The organism is Hydrogenovibrio crunogenus, from assembly GCF_004786015.1.
Classification (GTDB): Bacteria; Pseudomonadota; Gammaproteobacteria; order Thiomicrospirales; family Thiomicrospiraceae; genus Hydrogenovibrio; species Hydrogenovibrio crunogenus.
In genome coordinates this window covers 70062-89159 of sequence record NZ_CP032096.1, presented here as the reverse complement: position 1 = coordinate 89159, position 19098 = coordinate 70062, and the positions used below count along the sequence as shown (strand labels likewise).

Genomic DNA, 19098 nt, shown 5'->3' with positions numbered 1-19098 from the left:
ACCAGAAACTCTATGGCTAAAAACACCTCGCACCTGACTCGACTGTTATTCAAAGAACTGGCTAAACAGCCTAAGTTGCTACAAATCAGTTTTTTCTGGCTTCCGGCCATATTTGGATTTGTGCTGCTGGCAGGTGGTTTAAAGTATGTTTATGAAGCTGAAGTCGCGCGCCCTGCGATGGCATATATGGGCGTCCCCAAAACTAACCAGGACTGGTCAAACTTAACCCATACCTTGCGTAATAAAGGGTTTATGTTGGGCTATTCCGAAAAACTCGCCAACCCACTTTGGGTCACCTATAAAGTCACTCCGACCACAGTTAAGTACGGCAAACGCCCTCGTTTTGAAGCTGACTGGCGTTCCCTGGCACATATCCGTCATGAAGACTATACCGGCAGTGGTTATGACCGAGGTCATATGGCTCCTAACTATGTGATTGCCAGTCGTTATGGTTATCAAGCTCAAAAAGAAACGTTTTTGATGACGAATATCACCCCTCAAAAGCCTCGTTTTAATCAGAAAATATGGCAACGGTTGGAGGAGGTCAGTGCCGATTTTTTTTCAAAACAAGTCGGCACTTTTTGGGTCGTTACCGGTCCCATTTTCGACGCGACTCCTAAAACTCTCAAAAAGGCACCGATTGCCATCCCAAAAGCCTTTTATAAAATTTTTATTCGCCCTGAAATCGACGGCAAGCCAACTATCGCGTTAGCGTTTATTCTGCCGCAGACTGCCAAACCGAAGGACAGCTTGCTAAAATACGTCACAACCATCGACCAAGTTGAACAACAAACGGGAATCGATTTTTTCTGGCAATTAGAAGACACCTTAGAAACGGTCCTTGAAGCAAGCAAAAACCCCCAGGCCTGGTCTTTAGAAAAAGTGGCTAATTTACCCAGCCGCTATTAAAGGAGAAACATGAAACGTCGTCAATTTCTTGCCCTATTGTCCAGTACTGGATTGGTGTCTGCCTGTACCGTGACCGAAGTTCGGCGCGGTATCAACTCGGCACAGCAGCTCTCGAACGGGGATGTTCCCGGCGCCGTAAGCGCACAACTTCCTTCCAGCGGCATCGCAGAAGTGGATCAACTGGTACGTCGTCAACTTAAAACCTTAATCCAGGAGCTGGCAAAAACCTGGGGCGATAAAAAGGTGGCCAGCCCTAAAGAATACGTTAAGTACACCGACCAATATCAAAGCCGAGCCATCGTCAATTTTAAAACCGGGATGATTCGTGTGGAAACGGTTGAACAAAAATCGCCCAAAAGTGCGTTAAAAGCCGCCATCATCAGCACACTTCTGACGCCAGAGAACCCTGCCAAGGTCGACCTTTTATCCGATGAAGCGGTGACAACCGGTCAAAAACCTTTTTTGCATGACTTAGTCATTGACCAGGACAAAAAAGCCGTCGGTACCCAATGGCGAGCCAACCGTTATGCAGAATATCTGATGAAAACCGCTTATAAAGTGGACTCGTATAACAAGAAAACACGCCATTATGTGACCTTTGCAATGGTCAAAGACCACAACCAAACACAACAAAAACACTATGCCACCCAAGTGCGTCGGCAAGGAAAACGTTTCAATATTGATCAAGCTTTGATTTACGCGATTATTGAAACCGAAAGCGCCTTTAACCCTTATGCCATGAGCCATATTCCGGCATATGGTCTAATGCAGATTGTACCGTCTTCCGCTGGGCGCGATGCTCACCGATTGCTATACAAAAAAGATGGCATTCCAACCAAAAACTACCTGTTTCAGGCCGACAATAATATTGAAATGGGCACGGCTTATCTGCACATTCTATTCACTCGCTACTTGGCCAAAGTGAAAAATCCCAAGGCTCGAGAGTATTGCTGCATCGCGGCTTATAACACGGGCAGCGGCAATGTACTCAAAGCGTTTGATTCCAATCGTTCTCGAGCGTTTGATAAAATCAATACACTCAGCGCTTCATCGGTTTATAGCCATTTACGCAAACACCTGAAATATGAAGAAGCGCGTCATTACCTCTATAAAGTCACCCGAAAAAAACGTGCCTATGTTTAGCAGGGAGCTCAGACATTGAGCTTTCCTCAGAAAGCATGATTATCCCGAACAGATATTTTATAATACCTGTCATAGTAAACCTTTAAATCATGCCGGCACCTTGCGCCCAGTGATTATTTTAATCTCGCGTTACACAGGATCTCCATTTTGAAAGACACTCTGTATGCACACCCTTATGAAGCGGTTGGCGAATTTCAATTCGATGACTCCGTTGTGGCCGTTTTTCCGGACATGATCCAGCGCTCTGTACCCGGCTACCAAACGATTCTGACAGGCATCGGTGAGCTCACTGCAAAGTATGCACAACCGGATAGCCAGTTGTATGACTTAGGCTGCTCTTTAGGGGCTGCAACCTTAACCATGCGTCGCAAAACCCCTCAAGGAAGTCAGATTATTGCCGTCGACACCTCACAACCCATGATAGAGCGTGCCAAAGAACATATCGAGGGATTCCATTCAGATATTCCAGTCAATTTGTTGTGTGAAGACATGACTCAGATTCCCATTGAAAATGCTTCTGTTGTCGTCATTAATTTTACCTTACAGTTTATTGAGCCTTCGGCACGACAAGCACTAATCGAGAAGATTTATCAAGGTCTCAATCCAGGCGGGATTTTAATTTTATCGGAAAAGATCCATTTTGAATCCGCCGAACTTCAGGAAGCCATTGAGCATCTACAACTTCAGTTCAAACGTGCCAATGGCTATTCAGAGCTTGAAATCAGTCAAAAACGCGCCTCACTTGAAAACGTATTGATCAGTGACTCGGAAGCGACTCACCTTAAGCGCCTTCAGAAAGCCGGATTTAAGGCCGCTAACATTTGGTTTCAAGCCTATAATTTTGCCTCCTTTCTGGCCATTAAAGCTTAAAACGACATTCTTATAAGGTTCCATGTGAAACATTATCACCAACATTACTCTCATTTTTGGCCCAAACTGGAAGAAGCCCGCCTGGGACACTGGCAAAATGCACTCGAAGCGACTTTGGAAACCGCTTTAGACCCGGACGCCAATGGCAACTTGCCAAAATGGCTCCCGGCACTGGAAACCATCATGATGCTGCCTTCTTCAGACACCGCTCAGCTGAATCAATCGGCCATCAAAGCGTGCTCTCCAAATTTTTCGGGCGCCGATAGAGAGCAATTAACCCAAGCGTTGAAAGCTTTTATGCCTTGGCGTAAAGGGCCATTTGATATTGAAGGTGTTTACATTGATACCGAATGGCATTCCGACTGGAAATGGGACCGTATTTCACCGCACTTAAGCTCGCTAAAAGGCCGAAAGGTGCTCGACATCGGCTGCGGAAGCGGTTATCACCTTTGGCGCATGCTGGGTGACGGCGCCGAATTTGCTTTGGGTGTTGATCCGGGTCTGCTCTTTATGACCCAGTTTTTAGCCATTAAACATTTCGTTGGCGAATCTCTGCCAGCTTATTTTTTACCACTGACCTTAGAGCAATTGCCGAAAACCCAGCCGTCAGAAGTGTTTGACACGGTTTTTTCAATGGGTGTGTTATATCACCGACGCTCTCCAATTGACCATATTATGGATTTAAAGCGTTATCTGAAACCGGGAGGAGAACTGGTTTTGGAGACATTGGTCATTCCTGAGACGGAAGGTCAACTACTGGTACCCAAAGAACGCTATGCTCAAATGAATAATGTTTGGTTTATTCCTTCTGTCAAAGAGCTTGGACATTGGCTCGAAAAATGTGGATTCAAAAATGTTCGCTGCGTCGATCTAGATCAAACCTCCACCGATGAACAACGCACCACGGAATGGATGAACTGGAATTCATTAGCCGATTTTCTTGATCCTGAAGATGCCAACAAAACCATTGAAGGTTACTCAGCGCCATTGCGAGCTGTCATGATTGCCAACAAACCTGCTTAGCACACTTTCAAAAAATCATGAAATGATTCATCCTGTCTGATAATCAAATCATAATATCGTTTTTTATTTTCAATTCAATACGATAGAATACCCTTATAAACAACTCTGATATTAATCAAAGGGACACCTATCATGTTTAAACGACTTGGCCTGCAGCCAAAAATTATTTTTCTATCGCTCTTTATTACTTTACTGGTAATTATCGCACTAGGAATCATTGGCTGGATCACATACCAAACACAATTTAAGCAAATTGCACACAACACCGCACAGGAAATGGTGCAGGATGTGGAACGAAGTCTCGATAAAAAACTTGATATCGGGGTCACCAACGCAGTGAGCTTTGCCTCTAACCGTGAATTAATTCAAGCCATTGTCGATAATGACAAGCCACTGGTGAATGATATTTTAGGCAATATCAGCAAAACCTATAAAGAAAACACTCAATATAAAAACGTCAAAATTCATATCCACACACCAGAAAACCGTTCCTTTTTACGTAGCTGGCGCGATAAGAATGGAGATGACTTATCAGCCTTCCGTTTTGGGGTGCAAAAAGTCATCAATGAGAAAAAGCCGATTCGCGTCCTAGAATTGGGTCGTGCCGGACTGGCAGTTCGAGGTATTGCCCCTTTGTTCCACAATGGAGAGTACATCGGTTCTCTTGAATTTATTCAAGGTTTAAGATCCATGGCAAAAGCTTATCAGGAACGTGATATGGATTACCTAATGCTCCTTAACCAAGAAGCATTAAAAATCAGTGTGAAAGCCAGCAAAAATACGCCTGTTGGCAATTATGTGCTGGCCAACAATAAATGGTTTTCTCCTGAAAGCATTGAACTGGCACAAAAAATGGACTGGCGTCTACTTAATGAACAAGGTTGGTTGATTCAGGATGGCCGACTCATCACCCAAATTCCGGTCAAAGATATGCGGGGCAAACTGGTCGGAACCCAAGTCATTGCAGAACCAACCACAAAATTCGATGCCGAAATGGCGGGCATTTTAAACGAAACCATTAAACAGATTTTATCGATCTTAGCGATAGTGGTCTTAATGGTCATTGCGATTTTAGTCAGTCTAAACAAACTGGTTATTCGTCCCGTCAAAGAGCTGCAAAATACCATCTCAACCGTACTGACCCAAGGAGATTTTTCAGTTCGAGTCCGCACCGATAATAATGGCAATGAAGTTAACTTGATGGCAAAAGATTTTAATGAGCTGTTGCAAATGCTACAAAACGTCATTGCCTCAATCACTGACAGTATGCAATCGATTGAAAAAGGAAAGTTATCGGCACGTGTCACCGCAGATGCAGTGGGTGAACTGGACGATTTGAAAAACTCTGTCAACCAAACGGCTCAAATTCTGGACAACACCATGTCTGAAATCGAACGCGTACTGGGCGAAATGCAATTGGCTAACTTCTCCGTTGATGTGAAAGATATTCCAGCAGAAGGCGCCTTTAAGAAATCACTCGACAGCATTCATGAAACCGTCGCCAGCTTGAAGTCGGCCATTGCTGAAATCAATCAAACCATGATGGCGATGTCTCAAGCCAACTTTACCCAACCAATCCATACCCCATTAAGTGGTGATTTGGATCACCTCAAAACCAATATCAATAACACCTTGGTGGATTTAGAAAACGGCTTTAACGGCTTTACTCACAGTTTGACTCAATTAACTTCAGGAGATCTGACGACTCGAGTTGAAGGCGAATTTTCAGGACAACTTGCCAAATTACAAGACATCATCAACAACTCATTAAACAACATTGGAAGCATGCTTACTGAAATCAAATTTATGTCTGATGGTTCGAGTCAAAATGTCATTCAGGTCAGTCGAGGCAATATCGACTTAAATGAAAGAACACAGAACCAAGCAGCATCGATTGAAGAAACTGCAGCGTCAATGGAAGAAATTACTTCTACCGTACAAAACTCGCTTTCAAACGCGAAAGAAGCCAACCAGCTATCACAACAGGCGAAAGACGAAGCTGATAAAGGCGCTCAGATTATGGACCAAACCCGCTCAGCAATGCGTGGGATTGAAGAGGCCAGTGGTAAGATTTCAGAAATCACCACTTTGATTGACAGCATTGCCTTCCAAACCAACCTGCTAGCGTTGAACGCAGCGGTGGAAGCCGCGCGTGCCGGAGACCATGGTCGAGGATTTGCCGTCGTCGCGGGTGAGGTACGCAATCTGGCTCAAAAATCAGCCGATGCGGCAAAAGACATCGCTCGGTTGGTTCAGGATACAGCTGAACAAATTGCGAACGGTACCGAGCTCACCGAACAATCATCCAACATGCTGTCTCAGATCAACCAACGTATCACTTCGGTTTCTGAAATGGTCGATGCCATCACCAAATCGGCTGAGGAACAATCTTTAGGTATCAGCCAAATCAACCAGGCTGTATCCTCAATGGATCAGATCACGCAGCAAAATGCGGCCTTAGTAGAAACGGTCGCTGAAGATACCCAAAGTATGGACAAGAAAATTTCCCGTTTGGTTGAGCTAACACAGATTTTCAAAATTGATATTCCGCAGTTGTCGTTGAATACAACCGTTTCAACCGGGAACTTTGATTTTGCTCAAGCACGCCGTGCAGTCAAAGCCTGCCGTGCTCACATCAGCGGATTGCTCCACACCGGGTCAAAAGATTTTGATTACAATATGGTGACCAATCCTGACAACAGCGAACTTGGGAAATGGCTCGCAACAACGGGGCAGCAATACCAACAACATTCAGCTTACCAGCAACTGGTTAGCTTGAATAAAGCCTTCCACCAACACTTGGAAGAAGCGGTTCACATGCTTGATAAAATGCCATTACTTCCTTCAGAAAAGGTCTCTCAGATTGAACAGGCTTCGGATGCCTTAATTGAAGCCATCAATCAGCTTGAAAATGCTGAAGCCAGCGTGTCAGAAAGTGCGGCACTACCGCACCACTAACAGCTACTTTCACTTTCAAAAATGGCCTGGCCTGGCCATTTTTGATACCTTTTCCCGCCTATTTTTCTCCACTTTCTTTTACTGATTTCTTCATTGAGAATTAATTCAAAGCTCTTATAATGTTTGAATAAAATTCATCAAAACAGCCTTATCGAAATAGGAACACCGATGTCATCACCTTCAGAGTTACAAAATAAAGTTCAAACATTGTTGGCTTATTTGGATCAGCAGATTATTGGTCAACCCCATCTGACACAACGCATGCTGATTGCACTGTTATCTGATGGGCATATGCTGGTCGAAGGTCCGCCTGGCCTCGCTAAAACCAAAGCCATTAAGACCTTGGCGGAATTGATCGAAGGCAATTACCATCGCATACAGTTTACGCCCGATTTATTGCCTTCCGACATCACCGGGACCGAAATCTATCAACAGGCCACCGGTGAATTTGCATTACAAAAAGGGCCGATTTTTCACAACCTGATTCTAGCCGATGAAATCAACCGGGCGCCCGCTAAAGTGCAGTCAGCTTTACTGGAAGCCATGGCCGAAGAGCAAGTCACCGTCGGCAAACATACTTTGCCGCTGGATCGGCTTTTTATGGTCATGGCGACACAAAATCCCATTGAGCAAGAAGGCACTTATCCGCTTCCCGAAGCACAGCTGGATCGGTTCATGATGCATGTTAAAATCGATTACCCGAATTCGGAATCGGAGAAACGCATTTTGGATTTGGTCGAACTCGAAGCCAGAGATCGAAATGAACCGACACCGGAATTACTGTCACAAGAAGAACTCTTCAGTGCCCGAGAAGAAATCTTAAATCTATATTTGTCAGAAGAAACCAAAACCTACATTGTGGAACTGGTGATGGCAACCCGACAAGCAGAGAAATATGATGAGGCGCTGTCCCGTGCCATTGAATACGGCGTCAGCCCTCGTGCCACGGTGGCATTATCAAGAGCGGCGCGCACTCTGGCTTGGCTGAAAGGACAAGACTTCGTCTCTCCAGAGGAAGTACAAGCCGTCATTCATGATGTTTTCCGTCACCGTTTATTGACCAGCTTTGAAGCGGAGGCGAATGGGTTAACCCCAGATGCTATTATTGACCAACTTTTGAAACGCGTTCCCGTTATTTAATCGTAAGTATCACAGGACTTTGTTCATGCCTGATCAAACCGACATTTATTCGCAACTGGATGAACTTATTGGGTTTAGGTTTCACGTGAAACAACGTCATCTGGTGTCACAACAAAAGCTGATTTCAGAAAAAGGCGGTTATCATCAAGCGGTTCGTAAAGGGCGAGGGATGGAATTCAACGAAGTGCGTGAGTATGCCGCCGGAGATGATGTCCGCCACATTGACTGGAAAGTGAGCGCCCGCACACAAACCACTCACACTAAGGTTTTTACCGAAGAGTTGGAAAGGCCGGTCCTTTGTATGGTGGAACAAACCCCCCCGCTTTTTTTTGGTTCACAAATCCGTTTTAAAAGCAGTCAGGCACTCAATGTCATGGCACTTATCGGATGGATAAGCTTGCAACAAGGCGATCGTTTTGGTGGGTTTGCATTTAATCATTTAAACCAACATTGGATTGAACCACGTCACAACGGTAAAACCATGATGCAAATGCTGCATCAAAGCCTGGCTCTACAACAGCAGTTGAAATCGCCAGCGGCCTTAACCCAGGATTTATGGCTATTACATTTAACCCGGTTACAAAAACACTTGCGTCCCGGTAGCCGAGTGTTTTTAATCGGTGACTTTTTAAACAGCAGTGAAGCGTTCATTAAAAAGCTGGCCCAATTGAAAAAGCATGCAGACATCAACCTGATTCACATCTATGATCCGCTAGAAAAAAAACTCCCCTCAAGTGGAACCTTAAAGATCACAGACGGACATACCGAGATGGGATTGAATACTTTGGATACGGCTTTTAAAAATGCCTATCAAGCCACTTACCAACAGGCTTGGCAAACCTTAAAACACCAGCTCTTGCCTTGGCACTTACCGCTAATGGAAATCGCAACCTCACAAGACCCTCTCCAAGCACTCATGTCACAAGGAGTGATTCGATAATGGATCCGAAAGCGGCGCAACTGCTATCACAGCTCAATGACATTCAAGTGCCGGATCCGGTCGGCTGGTGGCCTTTGTCGCAAACATTGATTGGTTTGTTTGTCGGTTTGGGTGGCATTCTGATCGGACTCACCTGGTATTACTTAACCCAACGCAAAAACAACCGTTATCGACAAGAAGCACTGATGGCATTTGAAAAAGCCTTGGCTTCAACCAGCCATCCACAAGAAAAGCTTCAAATAGCCAATCAACTACTTAAGCAAGTCGCTATTACCAATTATGGTCGACCCAATGTAGCAAACTTAAGCGGCCAGTCCTGGGTGGATTTCCTGCATAAAACCGCCCTGTATATTGATCAGCCGGATTCGTTACAACATTGTTTAGAATCGATTTATCGTCCAAGCCCTTCTTTATCGGAAACAGAGGCTAGACAAACATTAGACTATGCAAAACAATGGATCAAAGGACACCATAAATGAACCTGACTGATCTAACCGGAATTTGGCAACAATTTGAGTTTATTTGGCCGTGGATGATTGCGTTTGCGCCGTTGCCTTGGCTCATCAGAATGCTCTTGAAGCCGGCGGTTCAACGTCAAACACCTTTATTGGCACCTCATTTAATGCAACGATTGCAACACACGCCACGCCCCCAATTTATTCAAGCACCCCAGCGATCTTTCAATATCTCGCTGATTGCCACTTTGTTATGGTCACTTGTGGTGTTAGCGGCAATGCGACCGGTTTGGTTTTTGGATACCACACCCTTTCAAGCCAGCGGAAAAGATTTGATGTTGGCGGTCGATTTGTCTGGCAGCATGGAAAAAACCGACATGCCGCTACATGGTGTGGAAGTCGATCGTCTCACCGCAGTGAAATCGGTGGTGAAAAACTTCATTCAAAAACGTCAAGGGGACCGTATGGGGTTGGTGGTGTTTGGCAGCCAAGCTTTTTTACAAAGCCCACTGACCTATGACCTCAATACCGTCGAAACGCTATTAAATGAAACTGAAATCGGTATGGCGGGCAACAATACCGCTATTGGCGACGCGATTGGCATCGCCTTAAAACATTTACATCAGAATACTGAAGAAAATGCCGTATTGATCCTGCTTACCGACGGATCTAACACAGCAGGTGCCGTTCAGCCGTTGGATGCTGCCAAACAAGCGCAACAAATGGGGCTTAAGATCTACACCATCGGTATTGGCCAAAATCAGGCCACCGGCATCAATGCGTTTATTTTTGGATCCAATCGAAATATGGATACCGCAACCTTACAAAAAATCGCTGAATTGACTCAAGGGCGTTTTTTTATGGCGAAAGACACCAATCAGCTCAATGAAATTTATGAACTGATCGATCAATTGGAATCCACGCCACACGATATTAATAACTACCGTTTACGGGAAGAACTTTTCATTTGGCCTCTGGGGCTGGCTTTTCTTCTCAGCATGCTTCTGATGGGGTTGAAACTCACCCCTCTTCCCCGAGCTTTTAAAAGTGATTCTGAAGGGAAAACGTGATGGAAACGACCTTACATTTCCTGCGCCCATTTTGGTTAATTAGTTTTATTCCAGCATTTTGGCTCATTTGGAAACTCTGGCAAATGACTGGTCAAAAAGGCGCTTGGAATAACATTATTGCACCTGAATTCAGGTCGGTTTTACTCGGAAAAAAATCCGAAGAAAGCTTTTTTCCGTGGGCAACTCTAGGGCTCGCCATACTTTGGTCGATCATCATCATCGCTTTATCAGGCCCTACTTGGCAAAAGGTGGAACTGCCAGCTGAAAAAAACCGTCAAGGCAGCGTCATCCTATTGGATTTATCTTTATCCATGCTCTCTGATGACCTAAAACCGAACCGACTCAGTCGAGTACGCTATAAAATTCTCGATTTACTCAAGGCTCATCCTGAAGTCAATATGGGCATGGTTGCTTACGCTGGCACAGCACATACCATTACTCCCATATCGGAAGATAACCAAACCTTACTGTCTTTGGTCCCAACCTTAAGCCCCTTGATTATGCCTCGATTCGGCGCTGACGCTATGGCTGGATTTAAAAAAGCCAACACCTTACTTCAAGGTGCGAAAGTACAAAAAGGTCACATCATTTGGATTACGGATGATATCGAAAAACCAGAAATCCAAACCATTGCCCAATTTGTAGCACAACACCATCTGTCTCTCAGTATTTTAGTGGTGGGGACCGCTGATGGTGGCCCGATAAAAGTGCCTGATTATGGTTTAGTCAAAAAAGAAGATGGCCGGATTGTGATGGCAAAAGTCCCTTTTAAAGACTTTTATGCCCTTTCTCAGCAAACGCAAGCCAATCTCTCTACCTTGACGATGCAAGAAACAGATCTGGCCGATCTTTTGCCAAACATGCTGATGCAAACAGCCAAGCCTGTTGATAAAGAAACGCCTCCAGAAAAGACCTTAACCAGCTGGCTAGATTCAGGCGTTTATTTGCTGTTTGTCATTCTGCCACTGGCGGCTTTAGCATTCCGACGCGGCTGGGCATTTTCCTGGGTAGGGATAGGCCTTACCACCTTGTTATTACCAGCTTTAATGCTGAATCCTTCTTCCAGTTTTGCCAAAGAATCCAAAGCCAACGGAGACTCCAGTGTCACCTTTTTAGATGTATTTAAATCGCCTGACCAACAAGGCTATGAAAAATGGCAAAAACAAGATTACCAAACCGCAGCGGATCGCTTTGAAGACCCGCTCTGGAAAGGCGCCAGTCTTTACCGACAAGGAAAATATAAAGAAGCCGTTAAACAATTCAGCTTAGATAAAAGTGCCGAAGGACGGTATAACCAAGGTAATGCTCTGGCGAAACAAGGCAACTTTAAAGCAGCCAAGGAACAATATCAAAAAGCCCTCAAACAAAATCCGAACATGCAATCTGCCAAACAGAATTTAAGCCTGATGGATAAAATCCTAGCGTCCCAGAAAGAATCATCCAATCCCAACAGTCAAAAACAATCCAAACAAGGCAAGTCACCCGGCAGTGCGAACTCGGATGGCGACTCTCCTAAAAATAAGTCCACTAATGCCAACCAATCTGGGCAGAAAGGAAGTCAGGACCCTAACGCCCCCGAAACCGGTTCGGGCAATCAGAACCATGATTTAAAAGAACCTTATCAGCCCGACACCAAAGAAACGAAACCGGCATCGCCATCAGATAAAAAATCCGACAAAACTTCGGACATGGCTGACAAAAAGACCTCTCCGTCTAAATCCGGTATACCAGAGCGTGAAAGCGCAGAAAAGGATTCAAATCTCAGACGTCAAACGCCAAAAAAATTAACAAAATCGTTCGATTCCAATAACGACCCAAAAACGTCAACTGCCGAAACCGAACAAGCACAAAAAAATTGGCTAAACCAAATCCCGGATGAACCTGGATTATTTTTAAAACGTAAATTTGAATACCAATATCAGCAACAAGAATCGAAAACGGATCGTGAACCCGATAAAATCTGGTAACGATGACACTGAATTTGTTCCTTTAACCGAAAAGTTGAATCAGACTATGGCTCAAAACCGTAAACAACAACGCTGGCTAACCAAACTTATTTTGATTACCCTCTCCCTTATTTTAATTTTGCTTTTGAGCACACAGGTGTTTGCAAAAAGTGTCACAGTGAAGGTTGATCATCAAAGCGTTGAGATGGGCGATATTATTTCCGTCGTCATAAAAACAGATTTTCAAACGTTCGAAACCCCTGATTTTTCGGGGTTAAAAGATCAATTCGATATTCTTGGAACGCAACGAAGCAGTCAGATAGAAATCATCAATGGTAACTATCAATCCTACTCACGATGGGATTTGCGACTCAGCCCCAAACAAATTGGCGACCTAGTGATTCCGCCTATCAAAATCGGCGATGCGATGAGTAAACCCCACATTATCAAAGTCACCGAAAATAAAATAGTACCCGGTGCCGAGAAAGGAAGCAGTTTTCTAGAATCAAACATCAATCTGACGGCTCCCTATGTGCAACAAGAAGTGCTTTTTACTTTACGGTTTTACCATTTAGGGCAATTCATTAATGGCAACATTCGTCCACCAACGTTTCATCAAGCCATTTCAGAAAATATTCGTAATCAATTCCACTACCAGAAAAACGTAAACGGTCGGCTTTATGATGTTTACGAATGGACTTGGGCTTTTTACCCACAAAAAAGCGGTCAGATGGTCATTCCACCGCAGAGTTTCAACGGCAGAATCCAATATCAAGGACGGCTGAAAATCGTTAAGGATCAGACACAACCCATTGAACTGAAGGTTCTGCCAAAACCAAACCATTACCCGACCAACTCAGCTTGGCTGCCTGCCAAAAAAGTCACCTTAACGGATGATTTACAAACGACGACACCAGTCAGAGTGGGGGATTCGATCACACGAACGCTGTCATTAAAAGCGGAAGGATTACTCGCCTCGCAACTTCCAGACTTTCAATTTAAAGACCAAGCAGGATTCCACGTTTACCCAGACAAGGCAAACAACAATAACCAAAAAACCGAACAAGGCATGCTGAGCCAAAAACTTCAGAAAATCGCCATTGTTCCAACACGAGCCGGCAAAGTAACCTTACCAGCCATCACGGTCAACTGGTGGAATACACAAACCAATGAATTGGAAACACAGACGTTAGCCAAAAAAACCATTACCGTGTTACCAGCAGTCAATACACAACAGAACCCTTTTGACACCATGCGTCCGGAATCTATCCCTGAAACGGCGCAAAAGGTCGGTTCGTCAAATAATATAGGGCTTTGGCAGAGCGCTACCTGGCTATTTGTTGTGTTATGGCTTATCAGCAGTGCTCTGGCGGTTCACTTTTATCGAAACAGAAAACCAACAGCTATTGCTAAAATGGATTCACAATCGCACAAAAACAGCCTGGCCTGGCCTGATAATGACCTTGAACTGGAAAAGCTATGTGAAGCAAATAAAAAAGGGGTGAAGGATGCCAGAATGCTTTATCGAGCCATTTTAGCTTGGCAACAACGCTATCCAGATAAAGGGAATGATACTTTTAAAGCACATTTACAGACTTTAAAAGCACATTTGTATCACCAGGCAGACTTACCGGCCGATACGCTAAGCGCTCTGTGTGATGATATCGCCCGATTGAATGAATCTCAATCCAAGTCGTCAAAGAAACCCGGCAAACATTTGGATCCTCTGTATCCAAATGAAGTCGATGCTTAAGCGATGGTGTTTGCTAAAGAATACGGTAAGTTAAGTTTCGAAATGACCATCTGCAATTTTTTGCACCTCAGGGTAATTGGTTTTACCCGTGCCCAATACTGGAATTTCTTCCACTAAAATCACCGTTTTGGGCACCATGATTTCTGAAACCTGAGCCGCTTTTGCCGCTTCTTTAACTGTGTGGCGACTCAAAGATTCGTCATTAGTGACCAGAATCAGTTGTTCCCCTTTACGGGCATCCGCGACCGACACCACCACATGATGCCCTTCCGGACTCGCTTTGTTAATGTAACTTTCAACCGCGGTCAAAGAAATCATTTCACCACCGATTTTGGCAAACCGTTTTGCCCGCCCTTTAATGGAAATAAAGCCTTCCGAATCAACTTCCACCACATCACCTGTGTCATGCCAACCATCTTTAGGTGGCTGTAAAATGCCTGGCTGATCCGGCATCAAATACCCCAGCATAATATTGGGTCCTTTCACCATCAAACTGCCACCAGCATTTATTCCTTCTATCGGGCGCAACTTATGAGTGACACCAGGCACCAATTGTCCAACCGTACCATTTTTAAAACTCAAGGGAACATTGACCGCTAAAACCGGTGAGGTTTCGGTAACACCATAGCCCTCCAGAATGGTGCTGTGAAATTGGTCTGCATATAATCGCCGCGTTTCCGGACGCAGTTTTTCCGCACCCGCAACCATATAACGCACACTGTAAAAATCATAAGGATCGGCTTTTTTGGCGTAACCAGAGAAAAAAGTATCGGTTCCAAACAGGATTTTCACATTCAACTGATAAATCATTTCTGGAATCACGCCATAATGAAGTGGGGATGGATACAGAAAGACTTTCGCACCTTTTAAGATCGGCCATAACAAACCGGCCGTCAAACCGAAACTATGGAATGTCGGTAAGGCATTAAATAATTGTTCACCCGGTAATAACGTCAACATGGATGAAATTTGATTCACATTACTGTTCAGATTCTTATGAGACAGCACGACGCCTTTAGGGGCACCTTCTGAACCCGACGTAAACAACACCACTGCTTCGTGATCATCCCCTACATCATAGCCTGGTAGGCTTTTGGGCTGCGTCACTAAGAGTGCTCGCAACTTATCAACCAAACCAATTTCACCGCGAACATCTTCCAAGAAAACAAAACGAACGTTGTTGGATAGCGCTTCAACCACCGATTCCAATTGATACACTTCGACAAACTTTCGGGACGTAATCACGGTTTTCAATTCGGCTGTTTCACAAGCTGAGCGCATCGGTCCTAGACCCGCTGTAAAATTAATCATCGCGGGCACATAGCCATATGCCTGCAAAGCGAAAAAGGTAGCAGGCAATCCGCTGACATTTGGCAACAATACCCCTACACGATGCTCATCTTGTAATAAATGGTGTAGTTTACGGCCTAAAATCGAAGCACCTAACAACAATTTTTTACGGGATAACGTGGTCTCATTAATATCTTCAACACAGATATCTTTAGCATTAAATTCTTTCGAAGAGTCGACTAATGCCTTATAAACCGATTTTGATTCATTTAAGGCCTCAAAGCCTGTATCACGCATAATTCGGTAAATAGAATTCTTAAAAAAAGTATGTTTCTGGCGACCTGTAAGGTGTCCCGGCATCTCTAACTTACGTGGCGATAAGACTTTCAGAGTAATTTTAGGAAACCATTGCTGCTTTAAAAAAGCCATTCGCATCCCGTTTAAATAGGAAAGCTTACTCTTATGCGCGCCTTGGATATGAATCGGTAAAAGTGTGGCATTAGCTTTATGCGCAACCATACCGGTCCCTTCGTAAATCTTCATTAAACTGCCAGTCGTCGTGATGCGACCTTCCGGAAAAATCATGCAATGTTTGCCTTTTTTCAGTTCCTGAATGACACGTTTGGTTGCATAAGGGTTGTGGAACTCCACTTTAAAATGATCGACAAAGCTCAATAAAAACTTTTCATACCATTTACGGGTATGAGTTTCATCAATCATAAAAGCGGTTTGGCCGGGTAAAAAACTTCCAATCAATAACCCATCTAACAAAGACGTATGATTGGCGATAATCAACATCGGCTCACCGGACAGATCCAGCTTGTGATAATGTTCTAGGCCGCTGATTTCAACACGGTAACAAAGTTTCAATAAAATTTTGACTAACCATCTCATGAGGAGCGATTTCCTTTCATAACACTGGAGGCTTTAAAGCAACAACGACTCTAAACCATCTCTTTAATAACTCGGCTGCGGCGCAAATACCAATAAGCCGCCGCTAAATTCAATAAACTGACACCATACAAAATAGTGATTAATGATAATTCAAATGCATACAGCACCATAATAAAAACAGCCGAAAGCACCATAAAAATGGCATTGGTAATATTGTTGACTGCGACCATTCTAGAACGAAAATGCGGTTGCGTCTGTACTTGAAGCAAGGTGTACAAGGGAACAATAAACCATCCCCCCAGAGTGGAAATCGCAAGCATGCTCAGTAAAATGATCACATACTCCCAATGCTGTAAAAAGGCCGCCACCCCAATCAACTGATCTGTTTTATTAACCTGACTCAACAAGCCATTACCCAATAATATCACCAATGAAATACCAATCAATAACAACACGAGCCATTGCACATTCTTAATGGTTCTAACAGGCGTTTTAAGCTGACTGGCGATCCAAGCGCCCAATGCAATACCAACAGAAAAGACTGCTAGGAACAATAAAACCACTTTGTCATTTCCAGACAGGTAATCTGATACCAGCACCGGCATCTGACTTAAATAAGTCGCACCCAGAAACCAAAACCATGAAATAGATAAAACGGCAAAAAACGCCTGGGGGAAGTCTTTTCGAAGCCCCAATTCCTGATAGGTATTGGTCAGAATATTCCATTGTAATGGTAAGGCTGTCTCTCCCGATGCACTGGTCGGTACGAAACGACTGGCCACATACCCTAGCAAAGCAATAACTAAAATGCCAATGGCCATGCCTACTTCACCCTCGTCCGTCAGCACCACCCAGCCACCCACGATGGTGCCTAGCAAAATCGCCACAAATGTTGACGCACTGAACCAACCATTCCCATCCAATAATTCATGGGCTTCCAGATGTTCTGGCAAGACAGCGTACTTAATCGGGCCAAAAAAGGCTGACTGAATGCCCATCAAAAATAAAACCGCGAATAAAAACATCATATCCTGTGCAACCAGTGCCATGGCGCCCAACAACATAATAAGAATTTCGCTTAGTTTGATTTTACGAATGAGAGTCGTTTTTTCATATTTATCCGCCAACTGTCCGGCAAAAGCGGAAAATAAAAAAAACGGTAGAATGAAAAGGCCTGCAGCCAAAGTAATTAGCAGCCCCGCCTCTTCTGCGGTGTCTGCCAATCGAAAGGTGATCAACATGACCAAAGCGTTTTTAAAAAGGTTATCGTTAAAGGCACCTAAAAATTGCACCCAAAATAACGGAAAAAAACGCTTTGAAAAAAAAGCCGACGCTTTCATAAGCGATTACTCGGCTTTAGATTAGTATTTCCATACCAATTGCGCACTGACAATATCGACTGAAGATTCATAGCTACCCACCAAATAATGTGTATCATCTGTGGTGTAGTTTACTTTAGAACGATCCGCAAACAAATGACTGTAAGCAAAATCCAGGTTCAATCGTTGATTAAACTGGTAGCCTGCCCCCAAAGAAACCCATTTACGAGTCGAGTCCGGTGTTCTAGGGCTACGATGAGTTTCATTTGAAACAGGCGTATAATCGATGGCCAGTCCTGTGCGTAATTTCAGAGCATCCGTTGCTTGATAGATACCGCCCAACGAATAACGCCAACTGTCTTTAAAGTCCTGACGCGTATCCGTCAACGTCTGGCCAGCATCATCTTTAATCACCAAAGAGCCATAATCACTCCACTTAGTCCAAGTGGCGCCTGCCAATAATTCAAACTTGCGGCCATAACTTTGTTTAACACTTAACACCGCCATTGCAGGCAAGTTAACCGTTGAAGAGATATCTCCGTCTGTTCTGAAGTTTGGTGTGTAATCAATGGTTCCTTTCGCATTTTGTGTCACTGTAGAACGATAAGACAGCCCCACATGTGTTGATTGGGCCGGTTGCCATAAAAGTCCAAAATTATATCCATAACCCCAGCTGTCGGCTTGAATTTTAACATTACCGTCGCCCGAAGAACCGGTAGAAGACCCTAAATTAGCTTTCTTTTCCATCGTTAAATCGACATACTGAGCATTCAACCCAACCCCGAAAGACAAGGTATCCGTTAATTTTCTGGAGATAGCGGGATTAATGTTATAGCTTTTTAGATCCGTTTCGGTCGCATGATAGCGTCCCACCCATTTATCATCGTAAGAAATATGCTGGCCAAATGGTACGTTAATTCCCAGTCCTAAATGATAATCTTTGTACTGACCTTTCCAATAAAAATTTGGCACGAATCCGGTTGTTGCCCCATCATCATCTGATCCTTGAATCTTATTGGCCGCAACCGATAAATAAGAACCCTCATTGGTAAACTTCGCCTTAGGGTTAATAAGATGTGCACCCAAAATCAGTTCATGCCCTTTCACTTCGGTCAACCCAGCTGGGTTAAACCACATGACACTGGCATCCTCTGTTGATGCAGCCGCCCCAGCATAAGAAAGACCTTGCCCACTGGCAGACTGTTCGATGAGAGCAAAACCAGAAGCCTGTGTCATGGCTGAAAAAGACAACAGTGACAAACTGCCGACTAAAGAGTTAATTCGTACGTGGCGCATAGTAAAATCCTTTTTTGCAATTTGCCGAATTGTAACATTCATGCTTTTTTAGGTCATTCAATATGATTATGAAGAGATAAAACAAAATAAAA

The 19098-nt window shown here is 44.1% G+C and carries 14 protein-coding genes; 11 read left to right on the top strand and 3 right to left on the bottom strand.

Annotated elements, in window-relative coordinates:
• Nucleotides 1-12 precede the first annotated feature (12 nt).
• The 11 genes from GHNINEIG_RS00370 (at nt 13) to GHNINEIG_RS00320 (ending at nt 14207) form a co-directional block, all read left to right on the top strand.
• Nucleotides 13-909 (top strand): DNA/RNA non-specific endonuclease, encoded by an 897-nt coding sequence (locus GHNINEIG_RS00370; RefSeq protein WP_135794812.1) that lies wholly within the window; start codon nt 13-15, stop codon nt 907-909.
• Nucleotides 910-918: 9 nt separating this feature from the next.
• A complete protein-coding gene (locus GHNINEIG_RS00365) occupies nt 919-2052 on the top strand; it encodes a murein transglycosylase domain-containing protein (RefSeq protein ID WP_135794811.1) in 1134 nt (377 codons plus the stop codon).
• A 147-nt stretch (nt 2053-2199) separates the two neighbouring features.
• Nucleotides 2200-2922: a carboxy-S-adenosyl-L-methionine synthase CmoA gene (cmoA, locus tag GHNINEIG_RS00360; protein ID WP_223260901.1), complete on the top strand. Its 723-nt coding sequence runs from the start codon at nt 2200-2202 to the stop codon at nt 2920-2922.
• 24 nt (nt 2923-2946) lie between these two features.
• Complete coding sequence (gene cmoB / locus GHNINEIG_RS00355) at nt 2947-3945, top strand: tRNA 5-methoxyuridine(34)/uridine 5-oxyacetic acid(34) synthase CmoB (protein ID WP_135794809.1); 999 nt, start codon at nt 2947-2949, stop codon at nt 3943-3945.
• 132 nt (nt 3946-4077) lie between these two features.
• Nucleotides 4078-6903, top strand: coding sequence for a methyl-accepting chemotaxis protein (locus tag GHNINEIG_RS00350; RefSeq protein ID WP_135794808.1), 2826 nt, complete (start codon nt 4078-4080; stop codon nt 6901-6903).
• Nucleotides 6904-7071: 168 nt separating this feature from the next.
• Nucleotides 7072-8043 (top strand): AAA family ATPase, encoded by a 972-nt coding sequence (locus GHNINEIG_RS00345; protein WP_135794807.1) that lies wholly within the window; start codon nt 7072-7074, stop codon nt 8041-8043.
• A 25-nt stretch (nt 8044-8068) separates the two neighbouring features.
• Complete coding sequence (locus tag GHNINEIG_RS00340; protein WP_135794806.1) at nt 8069-8983, top strand: DUF58 domain-containing protein; 915 nt, start codon at nt 8069-8071, stop codon at nt 8981-8983.
• Complete coding sequence (locus GHNINEIG_RS00335) at nt 8983-9462, top strand: DUF4381 domain-containing protein (RefSeq protein WP_135794805.1); 480 nt, start codon at nt 8983-8985, stop codon at nt 9460-9462. The genes GHNINEIG_RS00340 and GHNINEIG_RS00335 overlap by 1 nt, the downstream gene beginning before the upstream one ends.
• The gene (locus GHNINEIG_RS00330; RefSeq protein WP_135794804.1) at nt 9459-10508 is read left to right on the top strand and encodes a VWA domain-containing protein; all 1050 of its coding nucleotides are present in this window, start codon (nt 9459-9461) and stop codon (nt 10506-10508) included. Before GHNINEIG_RS00335 ends, GHNINEIG_RS00330 begins: the two co-directional genes overlap by 4 nt.
• Nucleotides 10508-12475, top strand: coding sequence for a VWA domain-containing protein (locus GHNINEIG_RS00325; RefSeq protein ID WP_135794803.1), 1968 nt, complete (start codon nt 10508-10510; stop codon nt 12473-12475). The genes GHNINEIG_RS00330 and GHNINEIG_RS00325 overlap by 1 nt, the downstream gene beginning before the upstream one ends.
• The gene (locus tag GHNINEIG_RS00320) at nt 12453-14207 is read left to right on the top strand and encodes a BatD family protein (RefSeq protein WP_135794802.1); all 1755 of its coding nucleotides are present in this window, start codon (nt 12453-12455) and stop codon (nt 14205-14207) included. Before GHNINEIG_RS00325 ends, GHNINEIG_RS00320 begins: the two co-directional genes overlap by 23 nt.
• 30 nt (nt 14208-14237) lie before the next feature.
• Here the strand turns inward: GHNINEIG_RS00320 and GHNINEIG_RS00315 are convergent, their stop codons facing one another.
• From GHNINEIG_RS00315 to GHNINEIG_RS00305, 3 genes are all read right to left on the bottom strand, one after another.
• Entirely contained in the window at nt 14238-16391 is a 2154-nt protein-coding gene (locus GHNINEIG_RS00315) for an AMP-binding protein (RefSeq protein ID WP_135794801.1), read from the bottom strand.
• A 50-nt stretch (nt 16392-16441) separates the two neighbouring features.
• Nucleotides 16442-17632 (bottom strand): MFS transporter, encoded by a 1191-nt coding sequence (locus tag GHNINEIG_RS00310; protein WP_262982064.1) that lies wholly within the window; start codon nt 17630-17632, stop codon nt 16442-16444.
• A gap of 120 nt (nt 17633-17752) precedes the next feature.
• Nucleotides 17753-19006 carry an OmpP1/FadL family transporter gene (locus GHNINEIG_RS00305; RefSeq protein WP_135794799.1) on the bottom strand — a complete coding sequence of 418 codons (1254 nt, stop codon included), beginning with the start codon at nt 19004-19006 and terminating at the stop codon, nt 17753-17755.
• Between the last annotated feature and the right edge of the window lie 92 nt (nt 19007-19098).